Source organism: Streptomyces caeni, assembly GCF_042678285.1.
Classification (GTDB): Bacteria; Actinomycetota; Actinomycetes; order Streptomycetales; family Streptomycetaceae; genus Streptomyces; species Streptomyces caeni.
Window position 1 is genome coordinate 33,463 of sequence record NZ_JBHUDX010000098.1, and the last position, 21,989, is coordinate 55,451.

General features: G+C 70.0%; 23 protein-coding genes and 1 pseudogene. 22 read left to right on the top strand and 2 right to left on the bottom strand.

Translation table 11 applies throughout. The annotated features are described in order from the left end of the window. Positions 1–469: 469 nt before the first annotated feature. The 18 genes from ACFSL4_RS31405 to ACFSL4_RS31490 all read left to right on the top strand — a co-directional run bounded on the left by ACFSL4_RS31405 (position 470) and on the right by ACFSL4_RS31490 (position 17,015). Complete coding sequence (locus tag ACFSL4_RS31405; RefSeq protein ID WP_381090628.1) at positions 470–1,603, top strand: LCP family protein; 1,134 nt, start codon at positions 470–472, stop codon at positions 1,601–1,603. Positions 1,604–1,751: 148 nt separating this feature from the next. Beyond that, on the top strand, positions 1,752–1,973 hold the full coding sequence (gene rpmE, locus ACFSL4_RS31410; protein WP_103838593.1) for a 50S ribosomal protein L31: 222 nt from the start codon (positions 1,752–1,754) through the stop codon (positions 1,971–1,973). 141 nt (positions 1,974–2,114) lie between these two features. Beyond that, positions 2,115–3,182, top strand: coding sequence for a peptide chain release factor 1 (gene prfA, locus ACFSL4_RS31415; protein WP_381090630.1), 1,068 nt, complete (start codon positions 2,115–2,117; stop codon positions 3,180–3,182). Positions 3,183–3,275: 93 nt separating this feature from the next. Next, on the top strand, positions 3,276–4,115 hold the full coding sequence (gene prmC, locus ACFSL4_RS31420; RefSeq protein WP_381090633.1) for a peptide chain release factor N(5)-glutamine methyltransferase: 840 nt from the start codon (positions 3,276–3,278) through the stop codon (positions 4,113–4,115). An 82-nt stretch (positions 4,116–4,197) separates the two neighbouring features. Beyond that, the gene (locus ACFSL4_RS31425; RefSeq protein WP_381090428.1) at positions 4,198–4,845 is read left to right on the top strand and encodes an L-threonylcarbamoyladenylate synthase; all 648 of its coding nucleotides are present in this window, start codon (positions 4,198–4,200) and stop codon (positions 4,843–4,845) included. A 43-nt stretch (positions 4,846–4,888) separates the two neighbouring features. Next, complete coding sequence (locus ACFSL4_RS31430) at positions 4,889–5,548, top strand: arsenate reductase/protein-tyrosine-phosphatase family protein (protein WP_381090431.1); 660 nt, start codon at positions 4,889–4,891, stop codon at positions 5,546–5,548. Between the two features lie 67 nt (positions 5,549–5,615). Then, positions 5,616–6,857: a serine hydroxymethyltransferase gene (locus ACFSL4_RS31435; RefSeq protein ID WP_381090434.1), complete on the top strand. Its 1,242-nt coding sequence runs from the start codon at positions 5,616–5,618 to the stop codon at positions 6,855–6,857. 127 nt (positions 6,858–6,984) lie between these two features. Beyond that, on the top strand, positions 6,985–8,313 hold the full coding sequence (locus ACFSL4_RS31440) for an MraY family glycosyltransferase (RefSeq protein WP_381090437.1): 1,329 nt from the start codon (positions 6,985–6,987) through the stop codon (positions 8,311–8,313). Between the two features lie 297 nt (positions 8,314–8,610). Continuing rightward, on the top strand, positions 8,611–9,048 hold the full coding sequence (locus ACFSL4_RS31445; RefSeq protein WP_381090440.1) for a hypothetical protein: 438 nt from the start codon (positions 8,611–8,613) through the stop codon (positions 9,046–9,048). Between the two features lie 273 nt (positions 9,049–9,321). Next, positions 9,322–10,092 (top strand): F0F1 ATP synthase subunit A, encoded by a 771-nt coding sequence (gene atpB, locus ACFSL4_RS31450; RefSeq protein ID WP_381090636.1) that lies wholly within the window; start codon positions 9,322–9,324, stop codon positions 10,090–10,092. Between the two features lie 77 nt (positions 10,093–10,169). Next, on the top strand, positions 10,170–10,409 hold the full coding sequence (locus ACFSL4_RS31455) for an ATP synthase subunit c family protein (RefSeq protein ID WP_030928653.1): 240 nt from the start codon (positions 10,170–10,172) through the stop codon (positions 10,407–10,409). A gap of 39 nt (positions 10,410–10,448) precedes the next feature. Continuing rightward, the gene (locus tag ACFSL4_RS31460; RefSeq protein ID WP_381090444.1) at positions 10,449–11,006 is read left to right on the top strand and encodes a F0F1 ATP synthase subunit B; all 558 of its coding nucleotides are present in this window, start codon (positions 10,449–10,451) and stop codon (positions 11,004–11,006) included. Further along, entirely contained in the window at positions 11,003–11,818 is an 816-nt protein-coding gene (locus ACFSL4_RS31465) for a F0F1 ATP synthase subunit delta (protein ID WP_381090447.1), read from the top strand. Before ACFSL4_RS31460 ends, ACFSL4_RS31465 begins: the two co-directional genes overlap by 4 nt. A 115-nt stretch (positions 11,819–11,933) precedes the next feature. After that, positions 11,934–13,526: a F0F1 ATP synthase subunit alpha gene (gene atpA, locus ACFSL4_RS31470; RefSeq protein WP_381090450.1), complete on the top strand. Its 1,593-nt coding sequence runs from the start codon at positions 11,934–11,936 to the stop codon at positions 13,524–13,526. A 21-nt stretch (positions 13,527–13,547) separates the two neighbouring features. Further along, positions 13,548–14,465, top strand: a complete 918-nt coding sequence (locus ACFSL4_RS31475; protein WP_381090453.1) for a F0F1 ATP synthase subunit gamma — start codon at positions 13,548–13,550, stop codon at positions 14,463–14,465. Continuing rightward, positions 14,465–15,901, top strand: coding sequence for a F0F1 ATP synthase subunit beta (gene atpD / locus ACFSL4_RS31480; RefSeq protein WP_381090456.1), 1,437 nt, complete (start codon positions 14,465–14,467; stop codon positions 15,899–15,901). The genes ACFSL4_RS31475 and atpD overlap by 1 nt, the downstream gene beginning before the upstream one ends. 131 nt (positions 15,902–16,032) lie before the next feature. Beyond that, a complete protein-coding gene (locus ACFSL4_RS31485; RefSeq protein WP_381090459.1) occupies positions 16,033–16,407 on the top strand; it encodes a F0F1 ATP synthase subunit epsilon in 375 nt (124 codons plus the stop codon). A 161-nt stretch (positions 16,408–16,568) separates the two neighbouring features. Further along, positions 16,569–17,015 carry a DUF2550 domain-containing protein gene (locus ACFSL4_RS31490; RefSeq protein WP_381090462.1) on the top strand — a complete coding sequence of 149 codons (447 nt, stop codon included), beginning with the start codon at positions 16,569–16,571 and terminating at the stop codon, positions 17,013–17,015. Positions 17,016–17,049: 34 nt separating this feature from the next. Here the strand turns inward: ACFSL4_RS31490 and ACFSL4_RS31495 are convergent, their stop codons facing one another. Then, entirely contained in the window at positions 17,050–18,639 is a 1,590-nt protein-coding gene (locus tag ACFSL4_RS31495) for a glycoside hydrolase family 18 protein (RefSeq protein ID WP_381090465.1), read from the bottom strand. 284 nt (positions 18,640–18,923) lie between these two features. Between ACFSL4_RS31495 and ACFSL4_RS31500 the strand changes: the two are divergent. The 3 genes and pseudogenes from ACFSL4_RS31500 to ACFSL4_RS31510 all read left to right on the top strand — a co-directional run. Beyond that, positions 18,924–19,448 (top strand): annotated as a pseudogene (locus ACFSL4_RS31500) (response regulator transcription factor); the annotation flags it as partial. A gap of 226 nt (positions 19,449–19,674) precedes the next feature. Next, positions 19,675–20,079 carry a hypothetical protein gene (locus ACFSL4_RS31505; protein WP_381090468.1) on the top strand — a complete coding sequence of 135 codons (405 nt, stop codon included), beginning with the start codon at positions 19,675–19,677 and terminating at the stop codon, positions 20,077–20,079. After that, positions 20,079–20,291: a hypothetical protein gene (locus ACFSL4_RS31510; RefSeq protein ID WP_381090470.1), complete on the top strand. Its 213-nt coding sequence runs from the start codon at positions 20,079–20,081 to the stop codon at positions 20,289–20,291. The genes ACFSL4_RS31505 and ACFSL4_RS31510 overlap by 1 nt, the downstream gene beginning before the upstream one ends. 5 nt (positions 20,292–20,296) lie before the next feature. On the opposite strand, the gene ACFSL4_RS31515 is transcribed toward ACFSL4_RS31510, so the two are convergent. Next, positions 20,297–20,869 carry a cob(I)yrinic acid a,c-diamide adenosyltransferase gene (locus ACFSL4_RS31515; protein ID WP_381090473.1) on the bottom strand — a complete coding sequence of 191 codons (573 nt, stop codon included), beginning with the start codon at positions 20,867–20,869 and terminating at the stop codon, positions 20,297–20,299. Positions 20,870–21,543: 674 nt separating this feature from the next. Between ACFSL4_RS31515 and ACFSL4_RS31520 the strand changes: the two genes are divergently transcribed. After that, the gene (locus tag ACFSL4_RS31520; RefSeq protein WP_381090476.1) at positions 21,544–21,825 is read left to right on the top strand and encodes a zinc ribbon domain-containing protein; all 282 of its coding nucleotides are present in this window, start codon (positions 21,544–21,546) and stop codon (positions 21,823–21,825) included. Positions 21,826–21,989: the final 164 nt, after the last annotated feature.

Here is a 21,989-nt window from a genome sequence, read left to right on the forward strand (position 1 = left end):
GCCCTGGACGGCTGCGGCGTGCTGTGGCTGCACAAAGGCACCGGCGTGGCCCCTGTGGTGTCCAGGAGCCGGGTCGAGGCCGGCAGCGGCCGGGGAGAGCCAACCTCTTCGGCTGATGGCGCCGGCAACGCCGCAACCGTGCTCAGGGCCGCTCCTGCGACGGGGACGGCCCTGAGCCGTACGAGCGCGGACCCGGCGGCCGCGGGCGGGCCCAGGCGCGCTCGGGGAAGGGCTCAGGCGCGCTCGGGGAAGGGCTCAGGCGCGCTCGGGGAAGGGCTCAGGCGCGCTCCGGGAAGGGCTCAGGTGCGCTCCGGGAAGGGCCGACACCTCCGCGCGGGGCACCGGGGCGGCATGTGCCCGGGGCGTTGTGCAACCCGTCTCCCGGTTTCTCCGTCTGACCGGTCGGAGTGACCATGGAGCGATGGGGTCACTCGCCAAGGTGACTGACCGGACCAGGACCGAGGAGCACATGCCCGCCGAGAGCACGCCGGACTCCGGCATACCTGACGACGCCGCGAGCGGCCCGCCCCACCGGACCGGGGGCCGGCGAGGGGAAAGCGGCACACGGCGCAGGCCCCTCCTCGTCGCCGCCTGGATCGCGGCGGGCATCCTCGTGCTCGGCGGCACCGGCGTCGGCTACCTGTACGTCAAGCTCAGCGGCAACATCAAGAGCGTCGACATCGACCAGGCCCTGGGCAACAACCGGCCCGCGAAGATCGACAACGGTTCCGAGAACATCCTGGTCCTCGGCTCGGACAGCCGCTCCGGCGGCAACAGGGCGCTGGGCGGCGGCACCGACGACGGCAGCGCCCGCTCCGACACGGCGATGATCGTGCACGTCTACAAGGGCCACAAGCGGGCCGGTGTGGTGTCCATCCCGCGCGACACCCTCGTCGACCGCCCCGAGTGCACCGACACCAAGGGCGTCACCCACGCTGCCGCCCCCGGCTCCATGTTCAACGAGGCGTACTCCGTCGGAGGCGCCGCCTGTGTCGTGAAGACCGTGGAGTCGATCAGCGGCATCCGCATGGACCACTACATCGAGGTCGACTTCGCCGGCTTCCGGAAGCTGATCGACGACCTCGGCGGCGTCCGCGTGACCACCACCAAGGACATCGACGACAAGAGCAGCCACCTCGACCTGAAGGCCGGCACCCACACCCTCGACGGACGGCAGGCGCTCGGCCTGGTCCGCACCCGGCACGGCGTGGGCGACGGCTCCGACCTCGGCCGCATCCAGCTCCAGCAGGCTTTCGTCAAGGCCCTCGTCAACCGGATCGAGCACATCGGCGCCCTGTCCGACCCGGCCAGGCTGGTGGAGCTCGCCGACACCGCGACCAAGGCCGTCACCACCGACTCGGGCCTGGCCTCCGTCAGGGATCTGGCGTCCTTCGCGGGCGGGCTGAAGGGCATCGGTTCCTCGCACATGACCATGGTGACGATGCCGGTCCGGTACGCCCCGGCGAACCCCAACCGCGTCATCATGGCGACGGCCAAGGCCAGGCTGGTGTGGGACGCCCTGAAGAACGACGCGCCGATCCCGGCGAGCGCGACGAAGGGAACGGCCACGGGCGAGGCCAAGGGCGTCGTGACCTCCTCGTGAGGGGTCGCGGGGCGAGCGGGAATAGATCGCCTGTGCCCCTGGTTTTGGGGGATACGGCCAGTCCTGGCAGACTGGTACGCCGGTTCCGGTTCACGCGTCCGCACCCCGCGGCCGCGACCCGGCGCCCTCCCGGAATCTAGGAGACACCTTGAAGCGCGACATCCACCCCGCGTACGTCGAGACGCAGGTCAGCTGCACCTGCGGCGCGTCGTTCACCACCCGCAGCACGATCGAGTCCGGCACGATCCGGGCCGAGGTCTGCTCCGAGTGCCACCCGTTCTACACGGGCAAGCAGAAGATCCTCGACACCGGTGGCCGTGTGGCCCGCTTCGAGGCCCGCTTCGGCAAGGCTGCCGCTGCCAAGAAGTAGCGAGTTCACAGCGCCGGTCTCCGGTGCCTCCGCGCGATGCAGCGGGGGCGCCGGGACCGGCGCTTTGCGGTGCAGCCACTGTTCGTCGTACACACGTCCCAGACGCTCGCCCGGGCGGGGGACATCGCATGGGAGCCGGAGATGTTCGAGGCGGTCGAGGAACTGGTCGGAGAGCACGCCGACCTGGAGAAGAAGCTCGCTGATCCGTCGGTCCACGCCGACCAGGCCAACGCGCGCAGGCTCAACAAGCGCTACGCCGAGCTCACCCCGATCGTCGCCGCGTACCGCTCCTGGAGGCAGACCGGTGACGACATCGAGACCGCGCGTGAACTGGCCGCCGACGACCCGGAGTTCGCGGCCGAGGTCAAGGAGCTGGAGAAGCAGCGCGAGGAGCTGACGGAGAAGCTGCGCTTCCTGCTGGTCCCGCGCGACCCCAGCGACGACAAGGACGTCATCCTTGAGATCAAGGCGGGCGCGGGCGGTGACGAGTCCGCCCTGTTCGCCGGCGACCTGCTGCGCATGTACCTGCGGTACGCCGAGCGCGTCGGCTGGAAGACCGAGATCATCGACTCCACCGAGTCCGAGCTCGGCGGCTACAAGGACGTCCAGGTCGCCGTGAAGTCCCGCGGTCAGACCGAGCCCGGCCAGGGCGTGTGGGCCCGCCTGAAGTACGAGGGCGGGGTGCACCGTGTGCAGCGCGTGCCCGCGACGGAGTCACAGGGCCGTATCCACACCTCGGCGGCCGGTGTGCTCGTCACACCGGAGGCGGAGGAGGTCGACATCGAGATCAACCCCAGCGACCTGCGCATCGACGTCTACCGCTCCTCCGGCCCCGGCGGCCAGTCCGTCAACACGACCGACTCCGCCGTGCGCATCACCCACGTCCCGACCGGGGTCGTCGCCTCCTGCCAGAACGAGAAGAGCCAGCTGCAGAACAAGCAGCAGGCGCTGCGCATCCTGCGTTCCAGGCTGCTCGCCATGGCGCAGGAGGAGGCCGAGAAGGAGGCCGCCGACGCCCGCCGCAGCCAGGTCCGCACCGTGGACCGCTCCGAGAAGATCCGCACCTACAACTTCCCGGAGAACCGCATCTCGGACCACCGCGTCGGCTTCAAGGCGTACAACCTGGACCAGGTCCTGGACGGCGACCTCGACGCCGTGATCCAGGCATGCGTCGACGCGGACTCGGCCGCCAAGCTCGCAGCCGCGTAAGGACCCGTACGCAAGGACCCGTACGTAAGGACCAAGCACCGGAGGACCAGCGTGCAGCAGAATCTTGGGGGACGGCCCCCGGTCTCCCGCAGCGTGCTGCTCGCGGAGGTGGCCCAGGCCACCCAGCGGCTGGCCGACGCGGGCGTGCCCTCGCCGCGCAACGACGCGGAGGAGCTCGCCGCGTTCGTGCACGGCGTCAAGCGGGGCGAGCTGCACTCCGTGAAGGACTCGGACTTCGACGCCCGCTACTGGGAGGTCATCGCCCGCCGCGAGGCGCGCGAGCCGCTCCAGCACATCACGGGGCGCGCCTACTTCCGCTACCTGGAACTCCAGGTCGGGCCCGGGGTGTTCGTACCGCGCCCGGAGACCGAGTCGGTCGTCGGCTGGGCGATAGACGCCGTGCGCGCGATGGACGTCGTCGAGCCGCTGATCGTCGATCTGTGCACCGGCTCGGGCGCCATCGCGCTCGCCCTCGCCCAGGAGGTGCCGCGCTCGCGCGTGCACGCCGTGGAACTGTCCGAGGACGCCCTGGAGTGGACCCGCAGGAACATGGCGGGCTCCAGGGTCGACCTGCGCCAGGGCGACGCCCGGGACGCCTTCCACGACCTCGACGGGCAGGTCGACCTGGTCATCTCCAACCCGCCGTACATCCCGCTCACCGAGTGGGAGTACGTCGCGCCCGAGGCCCGCGACCACGACCCGGAGCTGGCCCTGTTCTCCGGCGAGGACGGACTGGACCTCATCCGCGGGCTGGAGCGCACCGCGCACCGGCTGCTGCGGCCCGGCGGCGTCGTCGTCATCGAGCACGCCGACAAGCAGGGCGGCCAGGTGCCGTGGATCTTCACCGAGGAGCGGGGCTGGGCCGACGCGGCCGACCACCCCGACCTCAACAACCGACCCCGCTTCGCGACCGCCCGCAAGGCGCTGCCGTGAGCACGGCGCGCGGCATTGCGTGGGGCACGTCCGCTCCGAAGACTTTCATCCAGCAGTACGCGTACGAGGAGGCCCGCTAGACATGGCACGGCGATACGACACCAACGACGCGACCGACCGCGTGACCGGTCTGCGTGAGGCCGCGTCCGCCGTCCGCCGTGGCGAACTCGTGGTGCTGCCCACCGACACCGTGTACGGCGTGGGCGCCGACGCGTTCTCCTCGGAGGCCGTGGCCGACCTGCTGGACGCCAAGGGGCGGGGTCGCAACATGCCCACGCCCGTGCTCATCGGGTCCCCCAACACCCTGCACGGCCTCGTCACGGACTTCTCCGAGATGGCCTGGGAACTGGTCGACGCGTTCTGGCCGGGGGCCCTCACGCTCGTCGCCAGGCACCAGCCGTCCCTGCAGTGGGACCTGGGGGACACCCGGGGCACCGTCGCCGTGCGCATGCCGCTGCACCCGGTCGCCATCGAGCTGCTGACGGAGGTCGGCCCGATGGCCGTCTCCTCCGCGAACCTGACCGGCCACCCGGCACCGGAGAACTGCGACGCCGCGCAGGACATGCTCGGCGACTCCGTCTCCGTCTACCTGGACGGCGGCCCGACCCCCGGCAACGTCCCCTCGTCGATCGTGGACGTCACCGGCAAGGTGCCGGTCCTGCTGCGCCAGGGCGCGCTGTCGCCCGAGGAGCTGCGCAAGGTCGTCCCCGACCTCGAGGTGGCGAATTGACAGCCCCCGACCGGGAGCATCCCCATGAGCAGGGGGGACCCCCATGCGCGGCATAGGCAACGGGGGCGAGACGGGGAACGCGGTACCACCGGGACCTCCCCGCGACGCCTTCCGCATCCTCTACGTCAGCACCGGCAACGTGTGCCGCTCGCCGATCACCGAGCGGCTGACCCGGCACGCCCTCGCGGACCGGCTGGGGGACCCGCTGTGGGGCGGGCTGATCGTGGAGAGCGCGGGCACCTGGGGCCACGAGGGCGCGCCCATGGAGGCGAACGCCGAGGCCGTCCTCGCGGACTTCGGCGCGGACGCCTCCGGGTTCGTCGGCCGCGAACTCCTGGACGAGCACGTCATCCGCGCCGACCTGGTCCTCACCGCGACCCGCGACCACCGTGCCCAGGTCATCTCCATGGGCCACTCCGCGGGGCTGCGCACCTTCACACTGAAGGAGTTCACCCGTCTGGTGCGGGCGATAGACCCCGCGACGCTGCCTCCCCTGGAGGACGGTGTCGTGGCGCGGGCCCGCGCCCTGGTCCGTGCGGCGGCGGCCCTGCGCGGCTGGCTGCTGGCGCCCACGGCGGACGCGGACGAGGTGTACGACCCCTACGGGGCGCCGCTGCCGTTCTTCCGCTCGATCGGGGACGAGATCCAGCAGGCACTCGATCCGGTGGTGACGGCGCTGACCGGAGTACGCGCGCGGACCTGACGGCCGGGCGGCGCGCGGACCACGGGCCTACAGTGGACCCACGTCCCCCCGACGTCCGGAGCCCACCATGGCCGTCACCCTCACCCCGGAGGCCGGCGCGCTGCGCCGGCAGGACCCCGAGATGGCCGAGATCCTCCTCGGGGAACTCGCCCGGCAGTCGACGACGCTGCAGCTCATCGCCGCCGAGAACTTCACCTCGCCGGCGGTGCTCGCCGCTCTCGGCTCCCCGCTGGCCAACAAGTACGCCGAGGGCTATCCCGGCGCCCGGTACCACGGCGGGTGCGAGATCGTCGACGTCGCCGAGCGCCTGGCCGTGGAGCGTGCCAGGGCGCTGTTCGGGGCGGAGCACGCCAATGTGCAGTCGCACTCGGGGTCGTCCGCGGTGCTCGCCGCGTACGCCGCCCTGCTCAGGCCCGGCGACACCGTGCTGGCCCTCGGGCTGTCGCACGGCGGCCACCTCACGCACGGCTCGCCGGCCAACTTCTCCGGCCGCTGGTTCGACTTCGTCGGCTACGGGGTCGAGGCGGAGTCCGGGCTCATCGACCACCAGCAGGTGCGCGCCCTGGCCCGCAGCCACCGCCCGAAGGCCATCGTCTGCGGGTCCATCTCCTATCCGCGCCACATCGACTACGCCTTCTTCCGGGAGGTCGCCGACGAGGTGGGCGCGTACCTCATCGCGGACGCCGCCCATCCGATCGGGCTCGTCGCCGGGAAGGCGGCGCCCAGCCCGGTGCCCCACGCCGACATCGTCTGCGCCACCACGCACAAGGTGCTGCGCGGACCGCGCGGCGGCATGATCCTGTGCGGAAGCGAACTTGCCGAGCGGGTGGACCGGGCCGTCTTCCCCTTCACCCAGGGCGGCGCCCAGATGCACACCATCGCCGCGAAGGCCGTCGCGTTCGGGGAGGCGGCGACGGAGGGCTTCGCCGCGTACGCCCGCCAGGTGGTCGCCAACGCCCGGGCGCTCGCCGACGGGCTGGCCGCCGAGGGGCTGGTGGTCACCACCGGCGGGACGGACACCCATCTGGTGACCGCCGATCCCTCCCCGCTCGGTGTCGACGGCCGCACCGCGCGGGGGCTGCTCGCGGCGGCCGGCATGATCCTGGACACCTGTGTGCTGCCCCACGGGGACGCCCGCGGCCTGAGGCTGGGCACCGCCGCCGTGACCACGCAGGGCATGGGCGAGAAGGAGATGGCACGCATCGCCGCACTGTTCGCGTCCGTGCTGCGCGACGCGGCGAACGTCAGGAAGGCGCGTGAAGAAGTGCGGGAGCTGACCGGCGGATTTCCGCCGTATCCCGGCCGGTGAGGGGCTCACGCGGCGGTGCGCACAGCCACACGTGCAACCATCGTCGCTACCCGTTAGTCCTCAACCATATGCACGCGAAGCTACGCTGTGGGGCTGAGGATGCCCAGCGAGACCTGTGGGGAAGCCCGTGCGTGAATACCTGCTGACGCTCTGCGTCACGGCCGCGGTGACGTATCTGCTGACAGGGCCGGTACGCAAGTTCGCGATCGTGGCCGGAGCGATGCCGGAGATCCGGGCCCGTGACGTGCACAGGGAACCCACCCCCCGGCTCGGCGGTATCGCCATGTTCTTCGGTCTGTGCGCGGGTCTGCTGGTCGCCGACCACCTCAAGAGCCTCAACGAGGTCTTCGCCAAGTCGAACGAGCCGCGGGCGCTGCTGTCCGGGGCGGCCCTGATCTGGCTGATCGGTGTTCTGGACGACAAGTTCGAGATCGACGCCCTGATCAAGCTGGGCGGTCAGATGATCGCCGCGGGCGTCATGGTCATGCAGGGTCTGACGATCCTGTGGCTGCCGGTCCCGGGCGTCGGCACGGTCTCGCTCACCCAGTGGCAGGGCACCCTGCTGACCGTGGCGCTGGTCGTCGTCACGATCAACGCGGTCAACTTCGCCGACGGCCTCGACGGCCTCGCCGCCGGCATGGTGTGCATCGCGGCGGCCGCGTTCTTCATGTACGCCTACCGCATCTGGTACGGCTACGGGCTGGAGGCGGCGGCCCCCGCGACCCTGTTCGCGGCCGTCCTGATCGGCATGTGCCTGGGCTTCCTGGCGCACAACATGCACCCCGCGCGGATCTTCATGGGCGACTCCGGGTCGATGCTGATCGGTCTCGTGCTGGCCGCCGCCGCCATCTCGGTCACCGGCCAGGTGGACCCGGACGCGATGAACCTGTTCTCCGGTTCCGAGCGCGCGACGGTCCACCAGACCGTCCCCGTCTACATCCCGCTGCTCCTGCCGCTGACGATCATCGCCGTCCCGGTCGTCGACTTCTTCCTCGCGATCGTGCGCCGCACCTGGCGCGGCCAGTCGCCGTTCGCCGCGGACCGCGGGCATCTGCACCACCGGCTCCTGGACATCGGCCACTCCCACAGCCGGGCCGTGCTGATCATGTACTTCTGGTCGGCGCTGATCTCCTTCGGCGCCCTGGCGTACTCGGTCAACTCGGCGTCGATGTGGATCGTGCTCGGCGTCATGGCCCTCAGCGCGGTCGGTCTGGTGCTGCTCCTGCTGCCGCGGTTCACGCCGCGGGCCCCGCGCTGGGCCGAGGCCTTCGTGCCCCCGCGCTACCGCCGCCGGCGCCGGGCCGAGGACGCGCAGCCGATGCCGGCCGTCGTCCACGAGAGCGGGCCGAGCGGTCACCGCACCCCGGTGGGGGCGGGCGCCGCCGGCATCAACGGTGCGACCGCCCTGGGCCCCCGTCGCCGCCTGGAAGGGCGCAAGGCCGAGTCGTCACGCTGACGCGCAAGGTAAGAATCCGACTAATACGTTGCCCGTTCTTGACGGTTCAAAGCGCCTCAATACCAGACAAGGTGGCGCCTGATTCGCGCAGACGCGCAGGTTCACACTCATGTGTGACAGCAGGCACACCGCCAAGGTAAAGACCGCATCAAATAGTTTGTGATACCGTTCACGAGAACCCCGGGATAGAGCCGAAGGGCCGACTGTGACGGCCCCTCGGCGTGAGGCTTGTGCTCGGCCCGGGACTACGCTCGTCCATGACGACACCCTGCCCCCTCAGTAAGCGGAGTTGCCGCCATGCCGTCCAATGACGCCCGGAACCTTCTGCGGACCGCTGCGCCCACAGCGGCTGTCGGCGTGCTCGTCATCGCCGTCAGCGGTGTGGTCGCCGGCGGCAAGGGGGCGTTGGGCGCGGCCGTCGGGACGGTACTCGCCCTCCTGTTCATGGGGATCGGGCTGTACGTCCTGCAGTGGACGGCAAGAACGCTCCCGCAGCTGTTCCAGGCCATGGGGCTGATGCTCTACGTCGCCCAGCTCCTGCTGCTTCTGATCTTCGTGGCCCTCTTCAAGGGCACGTCCCTCTTCAACCCGAAGACGTTCGCGATCGCCCTCGTCGTCGCGACGGTCGTGTGGATGGCAGCGCAGGCGCGCGCCCACATGAAGGCCAAGATCTTCTACGTCGACCCCGACTCCCGGACGAGCCAGAAGCCCGAGAAGACGGGTTCCACGTCGTGAGGGGTAGGGCCGGGATAAAGAGGGCTGAGAGATCCTGCTATCGTCCGGTGCCAACTGCGGCATCGCGGGCGAGGGCATCTGAGCTGACGCCCGCTCAATCGCGAGGCGTGATGCCCGAGAGCCGCCCCCACATCCGTAACACCAGTCCGGTGCCGAACCGCGGCTGCGCGCCGCGCCGACACAACGAGGTTGCCGAACCCATGCGTCACGCCGAAGGAGCCCGCGGTGAGTGCTGACCAGACCCAGCTCGCCTTTGACTGGAGCTGCCGCATCCTGTCCGACAACGGCTGTGGTTTTCCGGCTCCGGGCCTGAACTCCTTCCTCTTCAAGCCGCTGTTCACCGTGGGCGGCTACGAGTTCAACAAGGTGATGCTGCTCGCACTCGTCACCACCGGGCTCGTGATCAGCTTCTTCTGGGCCGCCTTCGGCAACGCGAAGGTGGTTCCCGGCAAGCTCCAGATGGTGGCCGAGGCGGGCTACGACTTCGTGCGCCGGGGGATCGTCTACGAGACGCTCGGCAAGCGCGAGGGCGAGAAGTACGTCCCCTTCATGGTCTCGCTGTTCTTCTTCGTCTGGATCATGAACATCTGGTCCGTGATCCCGCTGGCCCAGATCCCGGTCTCGTCGTTGATCGCCTTCCCGATGGTCCTCGCCGCGACCGTCTGGCTCATCTGGGTCTCGCTGACCTTCAAGCGCCACGGTTTCGTCGGCTTCTTCAAGAACGTCACGGGCTACGACAAGTCGCTCGGCGCGGTGCTGCCGCTCGTCATGGTCATCGAGTTCTTCTCGAACCTGTTCGTCCGCCCGTTCACGCACGCCGTGCGACTCTTCGCCAACATGTTCGCCGGTCACCTGATGCTGGTGATGTTCACCGTCGCCTCCTGGTACCTGCTGAACAGCTACATGATCCCGGCAGCGGGCGTCTCGTTCGTGATGACCATGATCATGATCCTCTTCGAGCTCTTCGTGCAGGCCGTCCAGGCGTACGTCTTCGTGCTCCTCGCCTGCTCGTACATTCAGGGCGCTCTCGCCGAGCACCACTGAGCCCCGAACCGCACCCCAACCCCTGATCGTCCGGTGGCCAACCCCCACCGGTCCGTAAAAGAGAAGGAAGTAACGGCATGTCCGCGACCCTCGAACTCGCCGCTGGCGTCTCCGGCTCCCTCGGTTCCATCGGCTACGGTCTCGCTGCCATCGGTCCCGGCGTCGGCGTCGGCATCATCTTCGGCAACGGCACCCAGGCCCTGGCCCGTCAGCCCGAGGCCGCCGGTCTGATCCGTGCCAACCAGATCCTCGGCTTCGCCTTCTGCGAGGCGCTCGCCCTCATCGGCATCGTCATGCCGTTCGTGTTCGGTCAGTAATCCACCCCTGACCGGCACGTATCGACGAAAGGCACTGATGTGATCGCCAACCTGGTACAGCTGGCGGCCGAGGAGAAGCAGAACCCGCTGATCCCGGCCGGTCCGGAGCTGCTCGTCGGCACCATCGCCTTCGCCATCGTGTTCTTCTTCTTCTGGAAGAAGCTGCTTCCGAACATCAACAAGGTTCTGGAAGAGCGTCGCGCGGCGATCGAAGGCGGTATCGAAGAGGCCGAGGCCATGAAGGTCGAGGCCCAGAGCGTCCTGGAGCAGTACAAGGCTCAGCTCGCCGAGGCCCGGCACGAGGCCGCGCGTCTGCGCCAGGAGGCGCAGGAGCAGGGTGCCGTGCTGATCGCCGAGATGCGCGCGGAGGGCCAGCGGCAGCGCGAGGAGATCATCGCCGCCGGCCACACGCAGATCGAGGCCGACCGCAAGGCCGCGGCGCAGGCCCTGCGGCAGGACGTCGGCGCGCTCGCCACCGAGCTGGCCGGCAAGCTCGTCGGCGAGTCCCTCGAGGACCACGCCCGGCAGAGCCGCGTCATCGACCGCTTCCTCGACGGGCTCGACGAGGCCGCTTCGAAGGCCGAGGCGGCGCGATGAACGGAGCGAGCCGCGAGGCCCTGGCCGCCGCACGAGAGCGTCTCGACGCGCTGACGGACGCCACGTCCGTGGACGCGACGCAGCTCGCCGACGAGCTGGCCGCCGTCACCGCGCTGCTCGACCGCGAGGCCGGCCTGCGCCGGGTCCTCACCGACCCGGCGCAGCAGGGCGAGGCCAAGGCCGAACTGGCCCGGCGGCTGCTCGGCGGCCAGGTCGGCGAACCGGTCGTGGACCTGCTGGCCGGCATGGTGCGCGCCCGCTGGTCGCAGTCCCGCGACCTGGTGGACTCGCTGGAGGAACTGGCGAACCTCGCCGACCTCACCGCCGCCGAGAAGGCCGGCACGCTCGACGACGTCGAGGACGAGCTGTTCCGGTTCGGCCGGATCGTCTCCTCCAGCACCGAGCTGCGTGCCGCGCTGACCGACCGCGCCGCAGCCGCAGCGGCCAAGGTCGAGCTGCTTCACCGGCTGCTCGGTGGCCGGTCCGCCGTCGCGACCGAGCGTCTGGTGACGCGCCTTGTGACCGCGCCGCGTGGACGTAGCCTGGAAGCGGGAATCGAGTCCCTGTCCAGGCTCGCCGCCGCGCGCCGTGACCGCATGGTCGCCGTCGTCACCTCGGCGGTACCGCTGAGCGACGGGCAGAGGCAGCGCCTCGGCGCCGCACTGGCCCGGCTCTACGGCCGCCAGATGCATCTGAACCTCGACGTGGACCCCGAGGTCCTCGGCGGGATCAGGGTGCAGGTCGGTGACGAGGTCATCAACGGTTCGATCGCGGACCGACTCGAGGACGCCGGCCGCCGCATGGCGAGCTAGCAGCAACTCCATACGCAGTACTACGGCCCGAGTTGGGCCGTGCAGAGGATTCCTGGGGGTCGCCCCCAGACCCCCACAGAAACTTCGGGCCCAACAAGGAGAGCAGGGAACCCAGATGGCGGAGCTCACGATCCGGCCGGAGGAGATCCGGGACGCGCTGGAGAACTTCGTCCAGTCGTACAAGCCGGACGCGGCCTCGCGCGAGGAGGTCGGTACGGTCACCCTTGCCGGCGACGGCATCGCGAAGGTCGAGGGTCTTCCCTCGGCCATGGCCAACGAACTGCTGAAGTTCGAGGACGGCACCCTCGGCCTCGCCCTCAACCTCGAGGAGCGTGAGATCGGTGCCATCGTCCTCGGTGAGTTCAGCGGCATCGAGGAGGGCCAGCCGGTGCAGCGCACCGGTGAGGTGCTCTCCGTGGCCGTCGGCGAGGGCTACCTCGGCCGCGTCGTCGACCCGCTCGGCAACCCGATCGACGGCCTCGGCGAGATCGAGACCGAGGCGCGCCGCGCCCTCGAGCTGCAGGCCCCCACGGTCATGCAGCGCAAGTCGGTGCACGAGCCGATGGAGACGGGCTACAAGGCCGTCGACGCGATGACCCCGATCGGCCGTGGTCAGCGTCAGCTGATCATCGGTGACCGCCAGACCGGCAAGACCGCGCTGGCCGTCGACACGATCATCAACCAGCGCGACAACTGGCGCACCGGCGACCCGAACAAGCAGGTCCGCTGCATCTACGTCGCCATCGGCCAGAAGGGCTCCACCATCGCGTCCGTGCGCGGCGCCCTGGAGGAGGCCGGCGCGCTCGAGTACACGACGATCGTCGCCGCCCCGGCGTCCGACCCGGCCGGCTTCAAGTTCCTGGCGCCGTACACCGGCTCGGCCATCGGCCAGCACTGGATGTACCAGGGCAAGCACGTCCTGATCGTCTTCGACGACCTCTCGAAGCAGGCCGACGCCTACCGCGCCGTGTCCCTGCTGCTGCGCCGCCCGCCGGGCCGCGAGGCCTACCCGGGTGACGTCTTCTACCTGCACTCCCGCATGCTGGAGCGCTGCGCCAAGCTCTCCGACGACATGGGTGCCGGGTCGATGACCGGTCTGCCGATCGTCGAGACGAAGGCCAACGACGTCTCGGCGTTCATCCCGACCAACGTCATCTCCATCACCGACGGCCAGTGCTTCCTGGAGTCCGACCTGTTCAACGCCGGTCAGCGTCCGGCCCTGAACGTCGGTATCTCGGTCTCCCGCGTCGGTGGCTCCGCCCAGCACAAGGCGATGCGCCAGGTCTCCGGCCGACTGCGCGTCGACCTCGCCCAGTTCCGCGAGCTGGAGGCGTTCGCCGCCTTCGGTTCCGACCTGGACGCCGCGTCGAAGGCGCAGCTGGAGCGCGGCCAGCGCATGGTCGAGCTGCTCAAGCAGCCGCAGTACCAGCCGATGGCCACCGAGGACCAGGTCGTCTCCATCTGGGCCGGCACCAACGGCCGCATGGACGAGGTCCCGGTCGCCGACATCCGCCGCTTCGAGAAGGAGCTGCTGGAGTACCTGCACCGCCAGGAGCAGGGCCTCATGACCTCCATCAAGGAGGGCGGCAAGATGTCGGACGACACGATCCAGGCGATCGACGACGCCGTGGCGGCCTTCAAGAAGCAGTTCGAGACCTCGGACGGCAAGCTGCTCGGCGAGGACACTCCGGCCGCTGCCGCCAAGTGACGTAAGGAAGGGACCTGACTCATGGGAGCCCAGCTCCGGGTCTACAAGCGTCGCATCCGATCCGTCACCGCGACCAAGAAGATCACGAAGGCGATGGAGATGATCGCCGCCTCGCGCGTCGTCAAGGCGCACCGCAGGGTGGCGGCCTCCACGCCGTACGCGACCGAGCTCACCCGGGCGGTCGCGGCGGTCGGCACCGGTTCGAACACCAAGCACCCGCTGACCACCCAGGCCGAGACGGTCACCCGGTCCGCGGTGCTGCTCCTGACGAGCGACCGCGGTCTGGCCGGCGCCTTCAACTCCAACGCGATCAAGGCGGCGGAGCAGCTGACGGAGCGGCTGGAGCGCGAGGGCAAGCAGGTCGACACGTACATCGTCGGCCGGCGGGGTGTCGCCCACTACAACTTCCGTGAGCGCAAGATCGCGGAGTCGTGGACGGGCTTCACCGACGAGCCCTCGTACGCGGACGCCAAGAAGGTCGCGGCTCCGCTGATCGAGGCCATCGAGAAGGAGACGGCGGCCGGCGGCGTGGACGAGCTCCACATCGTCTACACCGAGTTCGTCTCGATGCTGACGCAGACGGCGGTCGACGCCCGCCTGCTGCCGCTCAGCCTCGACGAGGTGGCCAAGGACGCTCCCGTCAAGGGCGAGATCCTGCCGCTGTACGAGTTCGAGCCGTCGGCGGAGGATGTCCTGGACGCCCTGCTGCCGCGCTATGTGGAAAGCCGCGTCTACAACGCGCTGCTCCAGTCGGCCGCTTCGAAGCATGCCGCCACGCGTCGTGCGATGAAGTCGGCCACCGACAACGCCGGTGAGCTCATCGAGACGCTCACCCGGCTTGCCAACCAGGCCCGCCAGGCCGAAATCACCCAGGAAATCAGCGAGATCGTCGGTGGCGCGAGCGCCCTGGCCGACGCGACCGCGGGGAGTGACTACTAATGACCACCACTGTTGAGACCGCGACGGCTACGGGCCGCGTCGCCCGGGTCATCGGCCCGGTCGTCGACGTGGAGTTCCCCGTCGACGCGATGCCCGAGATCTACAACGCCCTGCACGTCGAGGTCGCCGACCCGGCGAAGGCGGGCGAGAAGAAGACGCTGACCCTGGAGGTGGCCCAGCACCTGGGCGAGGGCCTGGTCCGCGCCATCTCCATGCAGCCGACCGACGGTCTGGTCCGCCAGGCCCCGGTGACCGACACCGGTGCCTCCATCTCCGTGCCGGTCGGAGACTTCACCAAGGGCAAGGTGTTCAACACCCTCGGTGAGGTGCTGAACGTCGACGAGTCGTACGACGGCGAGCGCTGGCCGATCCACCGCAAGGCGCCGAACTTCGACCAGCTCGAGTCCAAGACCGAGATGTTCGAGACGGGCCTGAAGGTCGTCGACCTCCTCACCCCGTACGTCAAGGGCGGCAAGATCGGTCTGTTCGGTGGCGCCGGTGTCGGCAAGACCGTGCTGATCCAGGAAATGATCATGCGTGTCGCCAACCTCCACGAGGGCGTGTCCGTCTTCGCGGGCGTCGGTGAGCGCACCCGTGAGGGCAACGACCTCATCCAGGAGATGGAGGAGTCCGGCGTCCTCGACAAGACCGCGCTGGTCTTCGGCCAGATGGACGAGCCCCCGGGCACCCGTCTGCGCGTCGCCCTGGCGGGTCTGACCATGGCGGAGTACTTCCGCGATGTGCAGAAGCAGGACGTGCTGTTCTTCATCGACAACATCTTCCGCTTCACCCAGGCCGGTTCCGAGGTGTCCACCCTGCTCGGCCGTATGCCGTCCGCGGTGGGCTACCAGCCGAACCTGGCCGACGAGATGGGCCAGCTGCAGGAGCGCATCACCTCGACGCGTGGTCACTCGATCACCTCGATGCAGGCGATCTACGTTCCCGCGGACGACCTGACCGACCCGGCGCCGGCCACCACCTTCGCCCACCTCGACGCGACGACGGTGCTCTCCCGTCCGATCTCCGAGAAGGGCATCTACCCGGCCGTGGACCCGCTGGACTCCACGTCCCGGATCCTGGACCCGCGCTACATCTCGCAGGACCACTACGAAGCCGCCATGCGTGTCAAGACGATCCTGCAGAAGTACAAGGACCTCCAGGACATCATCGCGATCCTCGGTATCGACGAACTCGGCGAGGAGGACAAGCTCGTCGTCCACCGTGCCCGTCGCGTGGAGCGTTTCCTGTCCCAGAACACCCACGCCGCCAAGCAGTTCACCGGTGTGGACGGTTCGGACGTGCCGCTGGACGAGTCGATCGCCGCGTTCAACGCGATCTGCGACGGCGAGTACGACCACTTCCCGGAGCAGGCGTTCTTCATGTGCGGTGGTCTTGAGGACCTGAAGAAGAACGCGAAGGAGCTGGGCGTCTCCTGACCCCGTGCTCGTGGTGGAGGGGGACGAGACCGCGCCCGAACGTGGGCCGCGTCCCGTCCCCCTCCGCACGGCTACTAGAATTGATCCCAACACCCGGCCCTCCCGCCGGGTGGTGACCCGAGGAGCCACCCTTGGCTGCTGAGCTGCATGTCGAGATGGTCGCCGCCGACCGTCAGGTCTGGTCCGGCGAGGCCACCCTGGTCGTCGCGCGCACCACGTCCGGCGACATCGGCGTCATGCCCGGTCACCAGCCGCTGCTCGGTGTGCTGGAGTCGGGCCCGGTGACCATCCGTACGAGTGATGGTGGAACGGTCGTCGCCGCGGTGCACGGCGGTTTCATCTCGTTCGCGGACGACAAGCTGTCGCTGCTGGCCGAGATCGCCGAGCTGTCGGACGAGATCGACGTCCAGCGTGCGGAGCGGGCGCTCGAGCGCGCCAAGGCAGAGGCCGACGCCTTGGCCGAGCGCCGCGCGGACGTCCGACTGCGTGCGGTGGCGGCGCGCTGACTTGGGGCGCACCTCCCGTGCCGGCAGGGCGCGGGGGGAGCGCCCTGTGATGATGTGACTCAGCCGCGGCCGGCCCGGAGCAATCCGGTGCCGGCCGCGGCTGAGGTGAATGCGGGTGTTTTTTCCTTTCCGTTACCTAGGAGACGAGGAGGTCGGTGCCGATGGTCCTCGCTCTGACTGTGTGCGGATTGGTCGTGGTACTCGCGGCGGCGGGGCTCTTCGTCTTCGGCCTCAGGCGCCGGCTCATCCAGCGCTCCGGCGGCACCTTCGACTGCAGTCTCCGGTGGAACGTCCCGGAGCAGCGCGACACCAGCGGCAAGGGCTGGGGTTATGGCGTCGCCCGCTACAGCGGCGACCGCGTCGAATGGTTCCGTGTCTTCTCCTACGCCCCGCGCCCGCGCCGTGTGCTGGAGCGTTCGTCCATCGAGGTGGCCGGCCGGCGCGGCCCCGAGGGTGAGGAAGAACTGGCGCTGCTCTCCGACGCGGTGATCCTGGCCTGCCATCACCGCGGTACGCGCCTGGAACTGGCGATGAGCGAGGACGCGCTGACCGGGTTTCTCGCATGGCTGGAAGCGGCCCCGCCCGGTCAGCGGGTGAACGTGGCCTGACGGCTCACCCCCACCCGCTTCGCCGGGGGCCGGGTTACGACAGGCCGTTGCTCAGGGCACTCACCAGTTCGCCGCCCGCGGTGTCACCGCTGAACTCCCAGAAGAAGGCGCCGCCCAGGCCCTGGTTCTTGGCCCAGGCCATCTTGGTGCCGATGGTGGCCGGGGTGTCGTAGGACCACCAGTTGCTGCCGCAGTGCGCGTACGCGGTGCCGGCGACGGTGCCGGTGGCCGGGCAGGACGTCTTGAGGACCTTGTAGTCCTCGATGCCCTGCTCATAGGTGCCGGCCGCCGGGCCCGTGGCCGTGCCGCCCGGGGCGTCCTGGGTGACGCCGGTCCAGCCGCGGCCGTAGAAGCCGATGCCGATCAGCAGCTTGCCGGCGGGCACTCCGATCGCCTTGTACTCGGCGATCGCGTCGGCCGTGGTGAAGCCGGCCTTCGGGATGCCGCTGTAGGAGGTGAGGGGGGAGTGCGGAGCGGTGGGGCCCTGAGCGTCCCAGGCACCGAAGAAGTCGTACGTCATCACGTTGTACCAGTTGACGTACTGCGCCGCGCCCGCGTAGTCGGCGGCCTCGATCTTGCCGCCGGCCGAGCCGTCGGCGGTGACGGCCGCGGTGACCAGGGCGGAGGAGCCGAACTTGGCGCGCAGGGCGGCCATCACGTTCTTGAAGGCCGCGGCCCCGCTGGTGTCGCAGGACAGGCCGCACGCGTTGGGGTACTCCCAGTCGATGTCGATGCCGTCGAAGACATCGGCCCAGCGCGAGTCCTCGACCAGGTCGTAGCACGACTGCGCGAAGGCCGCCGGGTCCTTGGCCGCGTCCCCGAAGCCCCCGGACCAGGTCCAGCCGCCGAAGGACCACAGCACCTTGATGTCCGGGTACTTCGCCTTGAGCTGGCGCAGCTGGTTGAAGTTGCCGCGCAGCGGCTGGTCCCAGGTGTCGGCGACGCCGCTGACGGACTGGTCGGCGGTGAACGCCTTGTCGTAGTCGGCGTAGGAGTCGCCGATCGCACACTTGCCGCCGGTGACGTTGCCGAAGGCGTAGTTGATGTGTGTGATCTTCGACGCGGAACCCGACGTCACCAGGTTCTTGACGTTGTAGTTGCGGCCGTAGATGCCCCACTCGGTGAAGTAGCCGAGCTTGACGGCGGAGCCGGAGGTCGGGGGCGGGTTCGTGGTGCCGCCCGTGGTGTGCACGGCGACGGCGCCGCTGACCGGGCCGGTCTGGTCGGCGGTGTCACGGGCCTGGACGGTGTACGAGTAGTCGGTGCCGGCGCTCAGGCCGGTGTCCGCGTACGACGTCGTGGTCACCGTGGCGACCTTGGCGCCGTCACGCAGGACGTCGTAGTTCTTGACGCCCTTGTCGTCGGTGGCCGCAGGCCAGGACAGCTGTACCGAGGTGTCCGTGATGCCGGAGGCCGTCGGGGTGCCCGGCGCGGAGGGCGGGTTGTCCCCGGGCAGGGGGCTGCCGCCGTCGCAGCCGGCCCCGTTCAGTGTGCAGTTGGACGGGGAGCCGGCCCCGGTGCCGTTGAAGCCGAAGGAGACGGAGGGGCCGGTGAGGCCGACCAGGCCGGCGAGCGGCAGCAACAGGGTCGCGATCCCTGCCGCGGCCCGGTGTCCGAAGCGCATCTGCGCCTCCTCGATTGTCGGGGGCATGACTGAGCGCGGTGCCGCGAGAATAGAAAGGTCTGGACCATAGGTCAATAGGTCTGGACCAGTGGCCCGTGCATCGGTGCGACGGGCGGCCGGACCCCCGACCTCTGGGACCGCGTGGCCCCCGTGCGCCCTCGTGATCCACGGGCCGATCGCCCCGGCCTGCCCGCCGCGGCCCGGGAAAGCCCCCGGCCTCCGCTGCCGCCCGTCCGGAGGAGGGCCGTACCCTGACCGAGGGGTGAGCGGCTCGGGGAGGGCGGATGGATCGGTCGGGGCGTCCTGGTGCGGTGCTCGTCGTGGACGACGACGCGGCCATCCGCCGTTCGCTGGAACGCGGGCTGAGGCTCAGCGGCTTCCGGGTCCGTACCGCCGACAGCGGTCCCGAGGCGCTGGCCGCGATCCGGGACGCACCGCCGGACGTGCTCGTCCTCGATGTGTCGATGCCCGGCATGAGCGGTATCGAGGTGTGCGCACGGCTCCGCGACCATGGGCAGGACCTTCCCGTCCTCATGCTCTCCGCGCTCGACGAGACCGCCGACCGCATCGCCGGGCTCCAGGCGGGCGGCGACGACTACCTGGTCAAACCGTTCGCCCTGCAGGAACTGGTGCTGCGGCTGCGTGCCCTGCTGCGCCGGCGGCCGCCCACGGACCGGGACGCGCTGCGGGTGGCGGACCTGGTGATCGACCCGGCCGCACGCACCGCCCACCGGGCAGGCCGGCGCCTGGAGCTCACACGGCGTGAGTTCGAGCTCCTGGAGGTGCTCGCCCGCAACGCGGGCCTCGTCGCAGGCGGCGCTGCACCGGGGGAGCGTCACGGTGGCTGAGGGTCCCGGCGGCGTCGGGGCGCGCTTCGCGGTACGGCTGCCGCGGGCCGGCGGGGACCTGCCGGAGCGACGGGACTGGCTGATCGGTACGGCAGGGACGAACCGGTCACAGAGTTCCCACAAAGACGGCCCCTAGCCTCCGCGGCGTCGGACGGACGACAGGGCCGTCCGGGAAACGGAGACTGAGATGGTGGACGGACGACGACGCGGGCGCACCCTGCTCGTGGGGCTGGCCGCGGCGGCGCTGCTGGCGGGCGGGACCGGGGCGGCCGTGGCCGACGGCTCGCCCGCCCCGGCGCCCACGGGCGACGGGGCGCAGGCGCTGTGCAAGCGGGTGCCGAAGATCGACCGGCGGATCGACCGGGCGCTGAAGCGGCTCGACGGGGGAGTGGGCGTGCGGGGCTGGGTGGCCCGGCTGCAGCGGCGCGTGGACAACGCCAAGGAGGCGGGCCACGACGAGATCGCCACGCTGCTCCAGGACCGGCTCGACTTCCGCAGGTCGCTGGTGACGACGCTTCAGCAGCGGCGGAAGGACCTCGACGGCGTCAGGACGTGGTGTGCGGACCACGAGGGCGGGAAGGCGGGGAGCTGATGCGGAGGCCGCGCCGGCTGCGGGCGGCGCTGCCCGCGGTGGCCCTCCTCGTGGGACTCACCGCCGGCTGTGCGCGCGACCACCATGGGGCCGCCACGACCTCCCCGTCCCCCACGCCGTCCGGTCTCGTGGACCTGCAGAAGAAGGTGGCCGCCGCGGAGTCCGCGCTCGCCGCGGCGGACCGGGACGCCGCGCGGGAGGACGACCGCTGAACGCCTCAGCGCTCTCCGCCGGGGACCCACAGCACGTCCCCGGACTCCTTGTTCGCATGGCGGGCGAGGATGAAGAGCAGGTCGGAGAGGCGGTTGAGGTAGGTCGCGGTCAGCGGGTTCATCACCTCGCCGTGGGCGTCCAGCGCGGCCCAGGTCGAGCGCTCGGCGCGCCGTACGACCGTGCACGCCTGGTGCAGCAGGGCCGCGCCGGGCGTGCCACCGGGCAGGATGAACGAGCGCAGCTTCTCCAGTCCGGCGAGGAAGCGGTCGCAGTCCGCCTCCAGCCGGTCGACGTAGAACTGCTCCACCCGCAGTGGCGGGAACTCGGGGCTCTCGGCCACCGGTGTCGACAAGTCCGCGCCCACGTCGAACAGGTCGTTCTGCACGCGGGTGAGGACCTTGACGACCTCCTCGTCGAGCCCGCCCAGCGCGATCGCGGTGCCGATCACCGCGTTCGCCTCGTTGGCGTCGGCGTAGGCGGCGATGCGCAGGTCCGTCTTGGGCACCCTGCTCATGTCGCCGAGGTGCGTCGTGCCCTTGTCGCCGGTCCGCGTGTAGATGCGCGTCAGATTGACCATGCGGCCAAATCTAGACGGTCTTCTCCGCGGTGCCGAGGCAGGGCTGGAAGAGCGTCGGACAGCCCTGCCCTGCTCGCGACCGACATCGGGCGTGCGTTCCTGTTCCGCTCGGTCGAACGGCCGGGCCGGAAGCGGGGGCGGGTACGGGTGCCGAAGCTCGGGTGGATGACGTTTTGCTGGTCGCGCCCGCTCGACGGCACAGTGAAGTCCGCCACTGTGTCCCGTGACGGCAAGCACTGGAACATCAGCTTCATCGTGGAGACCGGAAGGGAAGGGCCCACAGCGCCGCTGGACCGTGGCCGGGTCGGCGTGGGCCGGGAGGTCGTCACCCTGGCGGCCACCGGCGGTGGCGAGTTCTTTGACCGGGGATTCATCACCCCTGGCGAAGCCAGGCGCTACCGGCGGCCACAGCAGCGGCATGCTCGCACTCGACGTCGATCCCAGCGGCGGAGAACCTGTCGGGAGAAGACGGGGGCCGTCATGTGGCGGGTCCGTGACCGTCGCAGAGACTTCCACGCCCGGACGGCACGTCAGATCCGCGGTGGCAGTGCCCTCGTGGTCCTCGAAGATCTCAGCACGGCAAGCACGACGGCCACCGCCAGGGGATCCATGGCCGCCCCCGGAACCGGCGTCCGCCAAGAGGCCGGACCGAATCGCGCCATCCTTGGCAAGGGTTGGCACTCCTTCGAACTGGCCGTGCCGTCCGCAACAGGGCACGCCGCACAGGTACCACCGTGCGCACCGCAAACCCCGCGTATACATCCCTGACGTGCCCCGCCTGCGGGTATGTGCACCCGGACAACCGCAAGAGCCGGGCGACGTTCGTGTGCACCTCCTGCGGTCACGGCGAGCACGCGGATACGGTGGGCGCGAAGAACACACTGGCCCGCGGCATGCGGGCCAAAGGGCGTGGAGACCTCGGTGCGAACCGGTCCGTGAAAGGCCAACCGGCTTGAACCCGCAAGGAATTGGCGCTCCGGTCACTGAGGTCGCGATCCCCGCGGCCTCAACTGCGGGGAGGATCGCCAAGTCCGTCGTGTGGGACGTGACGTGTATCTCACGTTGTGAGACGTGACACGGGTTACTAAGCAGTCACAACAACCCTCACGAGCGCTACTCT